The organism is Streptomyces sp. NPDC002787 (genome assembly GCF_053592095.1).
Map to the genome: position 1 here is coordinate 223,113 of NZ_JBSFVC010000015.1, position 14,916 is coordinate 238,028.

General features: G+C 73.5%; 13 protein-coding genes. 7 read left to right on the plus strand and 6 right to left on the minus strand.

Translation table 11 applies throughout. The features are described 5' to 3' along the window. Entirely contained in the window at positions 1–606 is a 606-nt protein-coding gene (locus tag ACWD26_RS22610; protein ID WP_451272711.1) for a (2Fe-2S)-binding protein, read from the minus strand. Beyond that, the gene (locus ACWD26_RS22615) at positions 606–1,505 is read right to left on the minus strand and encodes an FAD binding domain-containing protein (protein WP_451272713.1); all 900 of its coding nucleotides are present in this window, start codon (positions 1,503–1,505) and stop codon (positions 606–608) included. The genes ACWD26_RS22610 and ACWD26_RS22615 overlap by 1 nt, the downstream gene beginning before the upstream one ends. A gap of 345 nt (positions 1,506–1,850) precedes the next feature. Between ACWD26_RS22615 and ACWD26_RS22620 the strand changes: the two genes are divergently transcribed. Together ACWD26_RS22620 and ACWD26_RS22625 are read left to right on the plus strand one after the other, a co-directional pair. After that, positions 1,851–3,524 carry a PucR family transcriptional regulator gene (locus ACWD26_RS22620; RefSeq protein ID WP_451272715.1) on the plus strand — a complete coding sequence of 558 codons (1,674 nt, stop codon included), beginning with the start codon at positions 1,851–1,853 and terminating at the stop codon, positions 3,522–3,524. 151 nt (positions 3,525–3,675) lie between these two features. Then, positions 3,676–4,452 carry a hypothetical protein gene (locus ACWD26_RS22625; RefSeq protein ID WP_451272717.1) on the plus strand — a complete coding sequence of 259 codons (777 nt, stop codon included), beginning with the start codon at positions 3,676–3,678 and terminating at the stop codon, positions 4,450–4,452. Between the two features lie 230 nt (positions 4,453–4,682). Here ACWD26_RS22625 and ACWD26_RS22630 read toward each other — a convergent pair whose 3' ends face one another. Next, the gene (locus tag ACWD26_RS22630) at positions 4,683–5,567 is read right to left on the minus strand and encodes a GntR family transcriptional regulator (protein ID WP_451272719.1); all 885 of its coding nucleotides are present in this window, start codon (positions 5,565–5,567) and stop codon (positions 4,683–4,685) included. 189 nt (positions 5,568–5,756) lie between these two features. On the opposite strand from ACWD26_RS22630, the gene ACWD26_RS22635 reads away from it, so the two are divergent. Together ACWD26_RS22635 and ACWD26_RS22640 are read left to right on the plus strand one after the other, a co-directional pair. Next, entirely contained in the window at positions 5,757–6,623 is an 867-nt protein-coding gene (locus ACWD26_RS22635) for a (2Fe-2S)-binding protein (RefSeq protein WP_451272721.1), read from the plus strand. A 336-nt stretch (positions 6,624–6,959) separates the two neighbouring features. Then, the gene (locus tag ACWD26_RS22640) at positions 6,960–8,015 is read left to right on the plus strand and encodes a DUF2637 domain-containing protein (RefSeq protein WP_451272723.1); all 1,056 of its coding nucleotides are present in this window, start codon (positions 6,960–6,962) and stop codon (positions 8,013–8,015) included. A gap of 125 nt (positions 8,016–8,140) precedes the next feature. Here the strand turns inward: ACWD26_RS22640 and ACWD26_RS22645 are convergent, their stop codons facing one another. Both ACWD26_RS22645 and ACWD26_RS22650 read right to left on the minus strand, forming a co-directional pair. Further along, positions 8,141–8,623, minus strand: coding sequence for an ATP-binding protein (locus tag ACWD26_RS22645; protein WP_451272725.1), 483 nt, complete (start codon positions 8,621–8,623; stop codon positions 8,141–8,143). A gap of 514 nt (positions 8,624–9,137) precedes the next feature. Then, complete coding sequence (locus ACWD26_RS22650) at positions 9,138–10,703, minus strand: protein phosphatase 2C domain-containing protein (protein ID WP_451272727.1); 1,566 nt, start codon at positions 10,701–10,703, stop codon at positions 9,138–9,140. A gap of 691 nt (positions 10,704–11,394) precedes the next feature. On the opposite strand from ACWD26_RS22650, the gene ACWD26_RS22655 reads away from it, so the two are divergent. The 3 genes from ACWD26_RS22655 (at position 11,395) to ACWD26_RS22665 (ending at position 13,621) form a co-directional block, all read left to right on the plus strand. Beyond that, positions 11,395–11,649, plus strand: coding sequence for a hypothetical protein (locus ACWD26_RS22655; protein ID WP_451272729.1), 255 nt, complete (start codon positions 11,395–11,397; stop codon positions 11,647–11,649). A 438-nt stretch (positions 11,650–12,087) separates the two neighbouring features. Then, positions 12,088–13,071, plus strand: a complete 984-nt coding sequence (locus tag ACWD26_RS22660; RefSeq protein WP_451272731.1) for a helix-turn-helix domain-containing protein — start codon at positions 12,088–12,090, stop codon at positions 13,069–13,071. A gap of 67 nt (positions 13,072–13,138) precedes the next feature. Then, on the plus strand, positions 13,139–13,621 hold the full coding sequence (locus tag ACWD26_RS22665; RefSeq protein WP_451272733.1) for a DUF456 domain-containing protein: 483 nt from the start codon (positions 13,139–13,141) through the stop codon (positions 13,619–13,621). An 18-nt stretch (positions 13,622–13,639) separates the two neighbouring features. Here the strand turns inward: ACWD26_RS22665 and ACWD26_RS22670 are convergent, their stop codons facing one another. Beyond that, on the minus strand, positions 13,640–14,884 hold the full coding sequence (locus ACWD26_RS22670) for an SGNH/GDSL hydrolase family protein (RefSeq protein WP_451272773.1): 1,245 nt from the start codon (positions 14,882–14,884) through the stop codon (positions 13,640–13,642). Positions 14,885–14,916: the final 32 nt, after the last annotated feature.

A 14,916-nucleotide genomic window follows, 5' to 3' on the forward strand; every position in this document is an offset into this window, starting at 1 on the left:
TCAGAGCCCCTCGGACTGCCGGGCGGCCGCGAGGCGGACCGCGTCCATGATCTTCTCGTAGCCCGTGCAGCGGCACAGGTTGCCCGACAGCGCCTCGCGGATGTCCGCGTCGCTCGGGTTCGGGTGGCGCTCCAGCATCTCGTCGGCGGCGACGAGCAGTCCGGGCGTGCAGAACCCGCACTGGACGGCACCGGCGTCGATGAACGCCTTCTGGATCGGGGCGAGTTCGCCTCCCTCACCCGTCTGTGAGTCGGTGCCCTTGGCGGCCCACCGCTGGGCCTCGTCGAGCGAGGTCCCGGCCTCCGCGTCGGCCGTGCCACACGCACCCGACGCGCAGCCGCCGAGCTGCGCACGCTGCTGGGCGAAGTCCGCCAGTCCCTCGACGGTGACGACCTCGCGGCCCTCCACCTGTCCGGCGGCCACCAGACACGAACACACCGGCACGCCGTCCAGTCGGACGGTGCAGGATCCGCACTCGCCCTGCTCACAGGCGTTCTTGGAGCCCGGAAGCCCCATCCGCTCCCGCAGCACGTACAGCAGGGACTCCCCCTCCCACACGTCGTCGGCTTCCTGCGGACGGCCGTTGACCGTGAAATTGACGCGCATTACGCGGCACTCCCCTTCTCACGCGAGGCACGGTCGGTGCCGCGGTACGACTCCCAGGTCCACATCAGCGTCCGGCGGGCCATGACGCCGACCGCGTGGCGGCGGTAGCTCGCGGTGCCGCGTACGTCGTCGATCGGGTTGCACGCGCCGGCGCACAGGTCCGCGAACTGCTTGGCGACCGACGGGGTGATGATCCTGCCGTTGTCCCAGAAGCCGCCCTCGTCGAGCGCCGCGTTCAGGAACTCCTCGGCGGCCTTGGCCCGGACGGGGGTCGGCGCGGCCGAGCCGATGCCGGTCCGGACGGTGCGCGAGGTCGGGTGCAGGGCGAGCCCGAAGGCGCAGACGGCGATGACCATGGCGTTGCGGGTGCCGACCTTCGAGTACTGCTGCGGGCCGTCCGCCTTGTCGATGTGCACGGCCCGGATCAGCTCGTCCGGCGCGAGGGCGTTGCGCTTGACTCCGGTGTAGAAGTCGTCGATGGGGATGAGCCGGGAGCCCCGTACGGACTCCGTCTCGACCTGGGCGCCCGCCGCGAGCAGGGCCGGGTGTGCGTCGCCGGCCGGTGAGGCGGTGCCGAGGTTGCCGCCGACGCCGCCGCGGTTGCGGATCTGCGGGGAGGCGACCGTGTGCGAGGCCAGGGCGAGGCCGGGCAGCTCGGGACGGAGGTTCTCCATGATCCGGGTGTACGGGACGGACGCACCCAGGCGGACCGTGTCCTCGCCGACCTCCCACTCGGAGAGTTCGCCGATGCGGTTCAGGTCGAGCAGATACTCGGGCCGACGGTGGTCGAAGTTGATCTCGACCATCACATCGGTGCCGCCGGCGATCGGCACAGCGGTGGGGTGCTCGGCCTTCGCGGCGAGCGCCTCCTCCCAGCTGGCGGGGCGAAGGAAGTCCATCTGACCGGCTCTCTTCTTCGTCTCGAGTCGTTCTGTTCGAGCCAGATCGTGTGCGGCGGGCCCGGCTCGTTCATGCGCTGTTCACGTGGGTCGAGCTTCAGTACACAGCGCACTCCTCCACCCCGGTCAGTCACGGAAACCATGAAGGAGTTGGCTGGCCAGGGGGCTCATCTTGTAGATTCGTATGAACGGAGGCCATCAGCAACCTCTTCGTTTTCGGCTGGAAACATCCCGCACACACGCGGGGGCCCGCGGCCTCCACGACCACCCTCCTCCAGACGTCACGGGCACGCCTCCCGGGCAGAACCGAACGTTGTTTTCTAGACAAGAACGGCGGCGACGAGAATGCGCCTGCGCGCACTACTGGACACCGACGCGCTGGGTCTGCGGCTGCTCGGCGGCGAGGACGAGCTGGACCGCACCGTGCGTGGTGTGATGACCACCGACCTCAGGGACCCCAGCCGCTACCTCTCCGGCGGCGAGCTGGTGCTCACCGGCCTCGCCTGGCGTCGTGACGCCGCCGACTCCGAGCCGTTCGTACGGCTCCTGGCCGGCGCCGGGGTCACCGCGCTGGCCGCCGGGGAGGCCGAGCTGGGCGACATCCCGGAGGACCTGGTGGTGGCCTGCGCCCGGCACCGGCTGCCGCTGTTCGCGGTCAACGAGTCGGTGGCCTTCGCGACCATCACCGAGCACGTCGTACGGCAGGTCTCCGGGGAGCGCGCCGGGGATCTGGCGGCCGTGGTGGACCGGCACCGCCGGATGATGACCTCCGGCCCGGCGGGCGGCGGCCCGGACGTCGTGCTGGACCTGCTCGGCTCCGACCTGGACCTCAGGGCCTGGGTGCTCTCCCCCGCCGGCCGGCTCATCGCGGGCCCCAAGGTCGCCGGCCCCGCCCTGCCCGCCGAGCTGTGCGCCCGGCTGGCCGCCGAGCACCTGGCGGCGACGCGCACGGGGCGACGCGGCCCGCACCGTGTGGCCGTCGGCACCACGACGTACTCGCTCTTCCCGATCAGCAGCACGGGCCGCGCGCCGGGCGGGGCCCGTGACGTACGCGAGACGGTGCTGTCGGACTGGCTCCTCGCGGTCGAGGCCGACGCCGGGGACTGGCCCGCCGCGCGGCTCGACCTGCTCCACGGCGTCACCCAGCTGATCGCGGTCGAGCGGGACCGGCGCGAGGCGGCCCGCACGGTACGGCGACGGCTCGCCCAGGAGGTCCTGGAGCTGGTGCAGGCGGGTGCGGCCCCGGCCGAGATCGCGGCCCGGCTGCGGGTCGCCGCACCGGTGCTGCTGCCCGGCCTCGGGGCGGCGCCGCACTGGCAGGTGGTCGTGGCCCGGGTCGAGTGGGAGGGCGGCGAGACCGACAGCGGCCCCGTCACGCAGGCGCTCCTGGAGGAGATCCTCGTCGATCCCCTGGCGACGGGCCCCGAGCCCTCGGACCGTATCGCCGTAGCCCACACGGGTGAGGAGGCCATCGCCCTCGTCCCCCTCCCGGCGGTCTCCTCCGAGCACGACGGCTCCGAGTCCGGCATCCACGCCGACGCGCTCCTCGCGGCCGTACGGGACCCCCTGACGGCCGGCCTCGACGACGACGGACGGCTCACCCTGGGCGTCAGCGCGGCCGTGCACTCGGCGGAGGGGCTGCGCGGCGCCCTGGAGGAGGCGCGGCACGCCCGCCGGGTGGCGGCGGCCCGCTCCGGCCGGGTCTGCGCGGCCGGCCACCAGGAGCTGGCCTCGCACGTCCTGCTCCTCCCCTTCGTCCCCGACGACGTACGCCGCGCCTTCACCGCCCGCCTCCTCGACCCCCTGCGCGACTACGACCGCCGGCACCGCGCCGAGCTGATCCCCACCCTGGAGGCGTTCCTGGAGTGCGACGGCTCCTGGACGCGCTGCGCCGCGCGGCTCCACCTGCACGTCAACACGCTGCGGTACCGGGTGGGCCGCATCGAGCAGTTGACGGGCCGGGACCTCTCACGTCTGGAGGACAAGCTCGACTTCTTCCTGGCACTGCGCATGAGCTGACGGCGCGGGGTCGCGTGCGAATGATCTTTGTGCGCCGTCCGCGCCCCATGACTTTGTGAATTCTTTCACCCACCCTCTTGGCCGGGCCCGGGGATTCGTGCTGAGATGCCGCCACCACTCAAAGCTCAAAGGTGTGCTCGGGGAGGGCAACGTGGCGTATTCCGCCATGTCTGGTAACGGAACGACCGCCGGTGACGATCCACTCCAGACCGCGGTATGGCGGCTGCGCTCACGCGCCTGCTGGGTCGACGCGGCCGCCCTCATCGAGCCCGTCACCCCACAGGCCTCGCTCCAGCGGACCGCGCTGCTGGTCGAGCGCTGTCTCTACACCGAGCAGGGCTGGGAGGAGGCCGAGGACGCGCTGCGCACGGCGGAGGCGCAGGCCCGGACCGACGACGAGCGGGGTGCGGCGGCCTGTGAGCGCGGCCAACTGGCGTACGCGGCCACACTGCTCGGCGTCCGCGACCGCTCCGACGAGGCGCGGGCCGCGCTCGGCCGGGCGGCGGCCCTGATCGCCCCCGGCGCGCCCGGCCGGGCCCTGCTCGACTTCCGCCGGGGGGTCCTCGCCGAGAACCTCGCCCGCTCCCCGCAGGCCGCCCGCGCCGCCTACCGCCGCGCCCACGCCGGGGCCACCGCCCACGACGATCTGCTCCTGCAGTCCTTCACCTGGCGCCACCTCGCCGGACTCGCCCTGCGCGACGGCGAGTTGGCCGAGGCCCGCCACGGCTTCGCCGAATCACTCCGCATCCGCGAGGAGTTGGGCTACCTGGTGGGCACCGCGCCGGCGCTGGTCTCTTTGGCCGACACGGAATCCGAACCGGAGGCGTCCCGCCTCCGTGAGGAGGCGGGACGGTTGTTCCGGCTCTTGGGTGGTGTACCGACGTGGTTGGCCCGGCAGTTGGCCCCGCCGCCGGCGGCGACGGCGTGAGCGGCGAGGCGTGCACGAGGGTGCGTGTTCGGCTGCGGGTGCGTGGAGGCTGGTCGCGCAGTTCCCCGCGCCCCTGAGAGATCAGACCCTGCGGGCCTGAAGGCGACGGCTCCGCGGGCTCGAAGGCGACGGCTCCGCGGGCTCGAAAAGCACGGGGCGCGGCCCCCTGCTTTTCAGGGGCGCGGGGAACTGCGCGAGAAGCCCCACTCACCCGCGGCCGCCGACGCCCCTCAGCCCGCCACCCCGAAATGCTTCTCCACCAGACAGCACGCCGCCTCCAGATCCTGCGCCACCAACGCGTCCAGCAACGCGATGTGCTCCGCCGCGTCAGCCATCAGCTCGGTACGGCCACCCCCGGCTCCGCCCAAGTGGCCACCGGCCAACGGCAGTTGGGTACGCCGGTGCAGATCGTCCGCGATCTGCAGCAGCTGCTCGTTCCCCGCCAGCCCCAGCACCCCCCGGTGGAAGGCCCGGTCCGCCTCCCCGTACGTGGCCCGGCACCCGGACGACGCGGCCCGCGCCGTCTCCTCGGCGAGCGGCCGCAACTCGGCCCACCGGTCGGCCGGCACCGTACGGGCGAGCCGCATCACCACCGGCACCTGGAGCAGCGCCCGCACCTCCGCGAGCTCGGCCAGCTCGCGGGCCCCTCGCCGTACGACGCGGAACCCCCGGTTGGGTACGACCTCGACCGCGCCCTCGATGGCCAGTTGCTGCATGGCCTCGCGCACGGGTGTGGCCGAGACGCCGAACCGCTCACCGAGCGCGGGCGCCGAGTACACCTCCCCCGGCGTCAACTCCCCACCCGCGAGCGCGGCCCGGAGCGCGTCGAGGATCTGCCCCCGCACGGAGGCCCGCTGAACGACCGGGCGCCCCTGCGCGCGTGGCAGGGGAATCGGCGTCTCGCTGTGCGTGTGCTCGCCCCGGGCCGCGTCGGCGACGGGCCCGGCGTCTCCGCGTACCGCGGCCGTGCCGGCGTCCGCGGCGATGCCCCGCGTCCGGTCGACGTCCGCGACTCCGGGCTGTGCCGGTACGCGGTAGGCCGACGCCGGGCGGGCGACGGCCTCCGGCGTACTCGTGGCCGCGGCCTGGCGCGAGCGAGGTCCGGCCTGCTCCACGTGTCCTCCTCCGAGCCGAGTCGGTGTGTCGAGTAGTGCGGCCGACTGGTACATGGGGGCGCTTAGGTCACTACTGGGGTTGTTACCGGTCGTAAAGCACCATAGGCGCACATGCCCTCAGTTCAAACCTCACACACCTCGGGTAAGGTAAGCCTTACTTGGCAGCGATGGTGAAACGGCGGTCCCCGTATGCCCCTCTCAGCACCGGCACCGGCCCCCACTGCACGCAGGTCACCCGTGACGGCCGCGTACGCCCGCCTCACCGAGGTCCTGCCGATGATGAGCGTGACAGAACTCTCCCCCATGGATCCATTGCCCGAGGGGGAGGGGTGGGTCTCCGCCGCCGGACTCGCGGCGGCCGGAGCGGAACTCGACGCGTTCCTCGCCTGGGACGCGGCCCAGATCCTGAGGGACCACGGCCGCGAGGGGCGCCCGGACGTCGTGGCGACCTTCGGACTGCACCGGTACTCCTGGTTCGCCTGCCTGCTCTTCACGGTCCCCTGGTTCCTGCAGCGCCGGGTACCGCGCTTCCCCGCCGGGCAGGTGGCGTTCCAGCGTGAGCAGAGCCGGTTGGTGGTCCGCGGTGAAACGTTCAGCTGCCTGCCGGGCGATCCGGCGGGCGCCGAGCCGGGCGCCCGGGTGGTCCCGGACGAGGAGGCACTGCGGGCCGAGGTGCGGGCGGCGTTCGCCGAGCACATAGAACCGGTCCTCGGCGGCTTCGGCCCACGGATGCGGCGGCGCGGGCGGGCCCTGTGGGGCATGGCGACCGACGAGGTCGTCGAGGGCATCTGGTACGTCGCCGAACTCCTGGGCCCCGCCGAGCAGGAGCGCTGCCGGCGCGAGCTGGAGCTGCTGCTGCCGGGCTCGACCCGGCCGTACGTGGGCGACGCGGGCTTCCGTGAACTGACGGGCCCCGGCGGCGAGACGCTGCCCACCCGGGACCGGGCGAGCTGCTGCATGTTCTACACGCTGGCCCCGGAGGACACCTGTGCCACCTGCCCGCGCACCTGCGAGGCGGAGCGGATCGCCAAGCTGACGGCCGCCGCCACCGGTTGACGGAGCCTCGCGGGCGCCGCCCGGGGACCGCACCGGACGCCCCCCGGCGATCGCCCGCGGCATGTGCCGTAAGATCCACTCCGGGTGGGACCCTCGTCGGTTACAGGTGGTTCACAAATTCCTCACTTGTCGCAGGAACTTTCCGTGGAACCACTCGAACGGGTAATCTCACTCGCACTCAACTCCCGTCCCTCGCGCGGTAGTTCGAGCAGAATGCCGCCTGGCGTCACTCATTGCACTTCTTTGGCGGTCTCTTGCCCCGAAACCCCCTGAGGGCCGCGAGGATTGGGCCACTATGGCGGGCGTTACGCCCTATCCCAATGCAAGGGACCCCTGATGAGATTGACCGACATATCGCTGAACTGGCTGCTTCCGGGCGCCGTACTGCTCCTGGGCATGCTGGCGGCGGTTGCGGTGCTCGCGCGCGGCAAGCGCTCCGGGGAGCACGCGAAGACAGAGGATTCGTGGGAACGCAGTGAGGAGCGCCGCAGGCGCAAGGAGGCCCTGTACGGCACGGCCTCCTACATCCTCCTCTTCTGCTGTGCCGCGGTCGCAGCCGCGCTCTCCTTCCGCGGCCTGGTCGGCTTCGGCGAGCAGAACCTGGGCCTCACCGACGGGTGGCAGTACCTGGTTCCGTTCGGCCTGGACGGCGCCGCCATGTTCTGCTCGGTCCTCGCGGTGCGCGAGGCCAGCCACGGTGACGCCGCTCTCGGCTCCCGCATACTCGTGTGGACGTTCGCCGGTGCGGCGGCCTGGTTCAACTGGGTGCACGCGCCCAGGGGCCTCGGCCACGACGGCGCCCCGCAGTTCTTCGCCGGCATGTCCCTGTCCGCCGCGGTGCTGTTCGACCGCGCGCTGAAGCAGACCCGCCGGGCCGCGCTGCGCGAGCAGGGTCTCGTCCCGCGTCCGCTGCCGCAGATCCGGGTGGTCCGCTGGCTGCGGGCCCCGCGTGAGACGTACAAGGCCTGGTCGCTGATGCTCCTGGAGGGCGTGCGCAGCCTGGACGAGGCCGTGGACGAGGTGCGCGAGGACAAGCGGATCAAGGAAGAGAACCGGACGCGCAAGCGCGAGCAGGAGCGCCTGGAGCGCGCCCACCTCAAGGCCATCAGCCGGGGCCACCGGGGTCTGCCCGGTCGTGGTGGCGGCGGCGGTGGCGGACGCCAGGTGGACACCACCGTGGAGCGCGTGCCCGCGGCTCAGGTCGCCTCGGAGCCTGCCATATCGACGCCGGAGCAACTGCCCGTACGTTCGCGTCCCTCCCTGCAGCCCGTACGCAACGGTTCTGACAAGTCGTACACCGTCGACCTCACCGCGGAGGACGACACAATGGCCCTTCCGCGACTCGACTCCCTGGAGCGCAAGCTCAAGGACCTGGAGCAGCAGTTCGGCTGATCCCGGACGGCACATCGGACAGGGGCGCGGCATGATGCCGCGCCCCTGTCCGTTTCTCGTACAGCCCGCCGTCGCCGCGTCACGTCAGCCGCGGTCGGCGCGTCACGACAGCCGTACTCGACGCCTTACGTCAGCCCGCCCTCGAGGTCGAACCACACCGCCTTGCCCACCCCGTGCGCCCGTACTCCCCAGGCGTCCGCGAGGGACTGGACGAGGAGGAGGCCGCGTCCGTGAGTGCTGTCGTCGGCGATCGGCACCCGCGGCCTGGGCCTGCGCCCCACGAAGTCCCGTACCTCCACGTGGAGTCCGCGCGGTGAGACGGTGGCGGTCAGCACCGCGTCGTGGTCGGTGTGGATGAGCGCGTTGGTGACCAGTTCACTCGTGAGCAGTTCCGCTATTTCCGATCTCTCGGGCCGCCCCCACTGCCGTAGCAGCTCCCGCAGGGCCCTCCGTGCCTCGGGGACCGCCCTCAGGTCCGCCCGCCCGAGCCTGCGCCGCAACTGCCCGGCACCGGCCTTGTCCGGCGCGTCACCGGTCGCTTCCTCCACCGCCTCTGCCGAGGAGGCCCCGATCGTCACGGGACCGCCCCCTCGTGCCTGCCTCTTCATGACCCCCGCCCACACGCCGATGACGAATCCCCTCCTGCTCGAACACGTACACGCAGATCCATGCCCCGTCCGGATCGCGGCACTCATGTCGAATCGTCAACGACCCTCCGTACGCTTTCAAACGCACAGAGTCAAGCCAGCTATCAGTACCTTGTGAGAGCGCTTCCCTCCCCGGAAAACCACCGCACAGGCCGACGAACCCGACGCCCGTCCCGCGCGGGGTGGTCGCGCCCGACCACGACCGCCCGGCCATCTGCCCATGCGGGACCGCCGATTCGGCCGTGTGCCACCGGGACACGGCCGCCGTGGACGCGTGGGATCGACGCCCGGGACGGGCCGCTCGCCCCGATGATGTTGATTGGCCGGAATCCTGCGCTGGTACAGGCCAACATCCGGCCGGGCGCGGCTGGTTGACGCCGGTCCTCGCCGGCCGGCCTTGGCTCTCCGGCTGTCCTCGACTCCCCGCCTCCTCGGCCGTGGTCGGCTTCCGCTTTCGGGGGCTGTGGTCGCGCGGTCAGGCCTCCCAGACGGCTGCCGCCGTACGGTCGTCGGCGTAGCCCTTGACCCTGGCCTGGGCATCGGCGAGGAAGGCGGCGAGACCGGGCGGCTCGGCGGCGCCCCAGCGGGCCGCCAGATGCCCAGCGAGCGGGGCCTCGCCGCGCAGGGGCTCGGCCAGACCTCCGGTGCACAGGAGCAGGACGTCGTTCTCGCGGGCCACGGAGGCCCGGAAGCGGAAGGGTTCGCGGGGTGGCGCGGGGGCGGGTTCGTAGGGGCTCGGGGGTGTCGTGATGCCCAGGTCCATGGTGAGACGGTCGCCGTCGGGGGTCTCGTGCGGCAGCGAACCGAAGCCGACCACCGGCGCGCCCGCCGTGTGCGCGACGCGGGGCTCTATGTCCTGCCACTCCCCGTCCCGCAGCCGGAACAGTCCGCCGGCGCCGACCCCGAAGAACACGCGCGTACGGCAGCGGGGGTCGGCCGGGAGCAGCAGACAGCGCAGGCTCGCCGTGTACTCCTCCGGGTCGAGGCCCTGCTCGACGGCGCTGGCGCGCAGCTTGCCGAGGCTGCGGTCGGTGAGCCGGTGCAGCCCGGACTTCAGGTCGCCGCGCCGGGCCGCCCGGATGTCCTCCACCAGCCGCACATGGCTGAGCCCGACGGCCCGCCCGATCCACCGGCACGCCTCCGCCGCCGCGCGGTGCGCCCCGGGTGTGGCGCGGGCACCGGTCGCCATGGCCACCAGCACCAGAGCCTGCTCGCCCACGCCGAAGCGGGCGGTCAGGAGCGAGTCCCGGCGCGGCTCGCCCCGGTACCGCGCCGAGTCGCCGCGCAGCGACGCCGCGCGCAGCGTGCACGCTCCGTAGCGCGCGCCGTCCAGCACCGTGTCCGCGACCAGGTCCCCCAGATCCTCGGGGTCCGCCGGGGGCAACGCGGTCGGCTCCGCGTCGTACGTCGGAGGCCCGGACCCGACGTACTCGACCCGCACCTCCTGGCTGCCGGTGACGAGGGTGACGTCCTGCGCCTGGAGGGTGGGGAGGTCGAGTCGGGTGGGGGGCCGGGCGTCGGAGGGCTCGGCTGCGGGGGGTGGGGAGGAGGGTGCGGACGACGCGGACACGAGTGCCGACGACGCGTCTGTCGGGGCCGCCGGGTCGCCTGTCCCGCCGGGTTCCTGGCTGCGGCCCCCGTCCGGGCCGTCGGCTCCCGAAGGCCTCGGAGAGGACGCCTGCGCCGATCGGCGCGCGGCAGGAGGTACGGCGTCGGACGGCTGTGACGGGATCGAACGCGCCCACGGGCCCGTGGGCGTCGGCGGGGCGGACGGCCGCGCCGGCGGGGGCAGTGAGGGGCGCGGGGGTGTGCCGCCTGGGGGTGCCTCCGTCGGAGGGCGACCGCTGGGGGGCGTGCCCCTCGGGGGCAGGCCGCCTGTCGGTGGAGGTGCGTCCATGGGGGGCCGCGTGGTGGCCCCGCCTGTGGTAGGTGGCTGGGTGGGTGCATGGCGTCGGGGGGCGGCCGCGCGGAAGCCGGGCGGGAAGGTCACCGGGCCTGTCGGCTGGGCGGGCGGTGGTTCCCAGGGCGCGCGCTGCGGCATGAGGCCACTGCGGCGCAGGGCCTCGGTGGCGGTGTCCGGGGGTGAGACGGGCTTCGGAGGGTCACCGGGTCGGCTGCCGCCTCCGTCCTGCCCGGTGGGGCTGCTCCGGTGGAGGGGGGCCGTGCTGGGGGCGACGGGAGGGGTGGGGGCTGGGACCGAGGCGGAACCCGGGAGGTCGCCGGTCCGGCCGCCGCGCCCGTACGGCCTGTCTCGCCCGCCTCCGCTGCCTTGCCCGTTTCCACCGTCCTGGGCGTCTCGGCCGTCCTGGGCGTCCCGACCGTCCTGGCCGTCCTGGCTGTCTCGACCGCTTCGCCCACCGGGTCCGCTCTGCTCGCTGGGTCCGTCGGCTCCGCTCTGACCGCCCCAGCCACTTGCCGCGCCGAGCCCTCCCCTGCCGCCGGGTCCGCCCGGGGAGCCTTGGGAGGGCACTCGGTCCGAGAGAGCGCCCGGTGTGCCCGACGGGGGGCCCACGGCGTCCGGGGCCCCGCGCTGTCCGCCCGTCGTATCGGGATCGCCGTCCGGGACCGTGTGCTGTCCGCCCGACGCATCCGGCCCGACATCCGGCACCGCACGCGGTCCGCCCGGCCCGTTCGGCCCAGCACCGGACACCGCGCGCGGTCCACCCGAGGCATGCGACCCGGCGTCCGCCCCACCCGGCCCGGTCGCCCCCGCGCCCGTCCCGGCCGCCCCGGTGTCCGAGCCGCCCCTGGTGGCCGCCGTACCCGGCACGGCCGCCCAGGCACCCGACGTACCCGGCATGGCACCCCAGGCCCCCGCCGGACCCGACGCGCTCGGCGGAGTCGGCGGGGGCGTCGGGTTCGGCGGTGATTTCCCGAGCGTGCCCGCCGCCGAGGCGAAGCGGTCGTCGAGGGAATCGGCCGCGACCGAGGGGCCCGTGTCCCCCTTGGAGTCGTCGTACAACTGCCGCCACCAGTCGTCCTCGTGACCGGTCGGCCTCTCCCCCTGCTGGCTCATGCCCCTAATTGTCCACCTCAGGAGCCGTATGAAAACGGGGCATCCGTAAAATCGGCCCGCGGAGCCGGCGACCTCACGGCGTGTCGGGCTACACGTCGAACTCCGGTGCGAGGCAAGGGAGTCGAGGGATCGGTGAGGACCGGAAGCATCCGGAGGATCATTCGGAGGATCCTCCGAAGCCGCCGGAAGAGACCGCCGGGCGGTGCCACCCCCCACAGGAGAAACCGCCCGGCGGCGCCGGGGCGACCGGGGCGCGGTGCGGGCGCGTGGGCCGGTCGGCCCGAGTGTGCGGCATGTTCCTGGTAGTCCGCTGTGTGCGACCCCGCCTGGTGGGTGGGATGTGCGGTGCGGTGATGATGTGACGAGGCGGAAGTGCGCGGGGTGGGCACGGCAAGGGAGGCGTCGCCGCATGCTGGGAGCGATCGGTCTCGACGAGACGCACGAGTCGGCGTACCGGGCCCTGGTGTCCGTGGGCGCCGCCGACGTACCGGATCTGGCGCGCCGGCTCACGCTCGGGGAGCACGACACCGAGCGCGCGCTGCGGCGGCTGGAGCGGCACGGTCTCGCGGCCCAGTCCTCCGCGCGCCCCGGCCGCTGGGTGGCCGCGCCGCCCGGCGTGGCCCTGGGCGCGCTGCTCACCCAGCAGCGGCACGAGCTGGAGAAGGCGGAGCTGGCGGCGGCGATCCTCGCCGAGGAGTACCGGGCGAGCGCGGCCGAGCCCGCCGCCCACGACCTGGTCGAGGTGGTGATCGGCTCGGCCGCCATAGCGCAGCGCTTCCTGCAGATTCAGCTCGGCGCCACGGAGGAGGTCTGTGCCATGGTCACCGGCGCTCCGATCGCGGTCTCCGGGCCGGAGAACAACCCGGCGGAGGAGCAGGCCACCGGCCGCGGTGTCGGCTACCGCGTGGTGGTCGAGCGGGCCGTCCTGGACGAGGACAGCGGGCTCACCGAGCTGTCCGCCGCGCTGGGCCGGGACGAGCGGGTGCGGGTGCTGGACGAGGTGCCGACGAAGCTGGTGATCGCCGACCGGTCGCTCGCGATGGTCCCGCTCACCACGCACGCCGCCGAGCCCGCCGCGCTCGTCGTCCACGCGAGCGGTCTGCTGGAGCTGCTGTCGGGCCTGTTCGAGTCGGTGTGGCGGCAGGCCCTTCCGCTGCGGCTCGGCGCCGGCCATGTCACCGAGGACATCCCCGACGGCCCCGACGACACCGATCTGGAGATCCTCTCCCTGTTGCTGGCCGGCATGACCGACGCCAGCGTCGCCAAACAGCTCGACCTGGGCCTGAGGACCGTACAGCGCCGGGTGAAACGCCTGATGGAGCTGACCGGGGTGACGACCCGGCTGCAGCTGGGCTGGCACGCGTACGAGCGTGCCTGGGTCACCCGGGACTGACCTGGAAGTGCCCCAGGACTGGCATCACTGCCCTGCGTATTCTCGCGCGGTCCGGCACCCTGGGCAGATGGGAGCGTGGGAACTCCTGCTGGTCGCGGTGGTGCTGCTGCTGGGCCTGGTCGGAGTGCTGGTGCCCGGCGTGCCGGGGTCCTGGCTCGTGTGGGCCGGGGTCGTGTGGTGGGCGCTGGAGGAGCCGCGGCCCATCGCCTGGTGGGTACTCGTGGGCACCACCGCCGTACTGCTGCTGTCCCGTGCGATCCGCTGGGGTCTGCCGCCCCGGCGCCTGCAGGAGAGCGGAGCCACCCCCCGAATGGCGGTGTACGCCGGTGTCGGCTCCCTCCTCGGCTTCGTCCTCCTCCCCGTCGTCGGCGCGATCCCCGGCTTCGTCGGCGGCATCTACCTCTCCGAACGGCTCCGCCTCGGCCGTCACGGCGCGGCGAAGGCCGCGACGCGCACGGCGATGCGTTCGGGCGGATCGAGCGTCCTGACGGAGCTCTTCGCGTGCCTGCTGGTGACGGGTGCGTGGGTGGGCGTGGTGTTCGGGGGCTGAGGAGCGCGGTGCCCTCGATCACGGCGCCACGGCGGACAGGTCGAGCGCGTCGGCCAGGGCGCGCATGCCGGCGTCGTTGAAGTGGAGGTGGTCGCCGGGGTCGTAGGCGGGACGGATCCGGTGCGGACGGAGGGGGTCGCGGACGGCCCGGTCGAAGTCCACCACCGCGTCGAAGATCCCCTCACCGCGGATCGCGGCGTTGACCGCCTGCCGTACACGTTCCCGCGCCGCCGTGTACGCGCCATGGCCGCCGTACGGCGTGAGCGTGGCCCCGACGACCCGGATACCTCGGGCGTGGGACCGGTCCACGAGCCCGCGGTACGCGGCGGTGAAGGCGGCCGGGTCGGTGGCTTCGGGGGTGCCCTTGATGTCGTTGATGCCCTCCATGACGATCAGCGTGCGCACACCGGTCCGGGTGAGGACGTCGGCGTCGAACCGGTCCACAGCGCTGGGCCCCACGCCCGTGCGCAGGAGCCGGTTGCCGGAGATTCCCGCGTTGAGGACGCCGAGCCGGCGGTGGGCGGGCAGCGCGCCCAGCCGTTCGGCGAGCCGGTCGGGCCAGCGGCGGTTGGTGTCGGCCGTCGAGCCGCTGCCGTCGGTGATCGAGTCGCCGAGCGCGACGACACTGCCGGCGGCCGAGGAGCCGAGTACGTCCACGCCGGTCACGTAGTACCAGCTGCCGACGGCCGTCGTGTACGCGGAACCGTCCTCGTCGGCCGCCCGGTTCCCTCGGCTCGCGAGGAAGTTGGTCTGCCGGGCGGAGCGATGGTAGGTGGCCGGGCCGGAGTCGTCCGGGGTGTACAGCGTGACCAGGAGGTTGCCGTACGCAGGGACGCGCAGCGCGACGGGGTCGGTGACGCGGTCCTGTCCCGCCGGGACGATGACCGTCCGGGCACCGCCGAAGGTCGCCGTACGCAGCGAACCGGGCAGCGCGTTCGGGCTGTTCGGGACTCCCGGTTCCTGCCGTGCGACCGTCACGGCGCCGAGTCGGAGCGCGGCCGTGCCCAGCCGGTTGGAGACCCGGACCCGCACCGCGCTGCCGCCGACGCTCACATGGACGACGTTGCGGATCGACACTCCCGGCAGCGCGGGCGCCGTACCGGAGGCGGCGGCCTCCCACGTACCGGTCCAGCGCTGGGCGGGCGCGGGCTCCGGCCGTGCGCCGGCACTCGCGGGAAGGGCGCCGGTCAGGGCGAGCGCGGCGAGGAGTACGAGGGCGAGGACCACGGCCGCCGGGCGCGTCAGATGAGGCATGCGGACCATGCTGGCGGTGCGGGTCATGCGGGGCCGCCCTT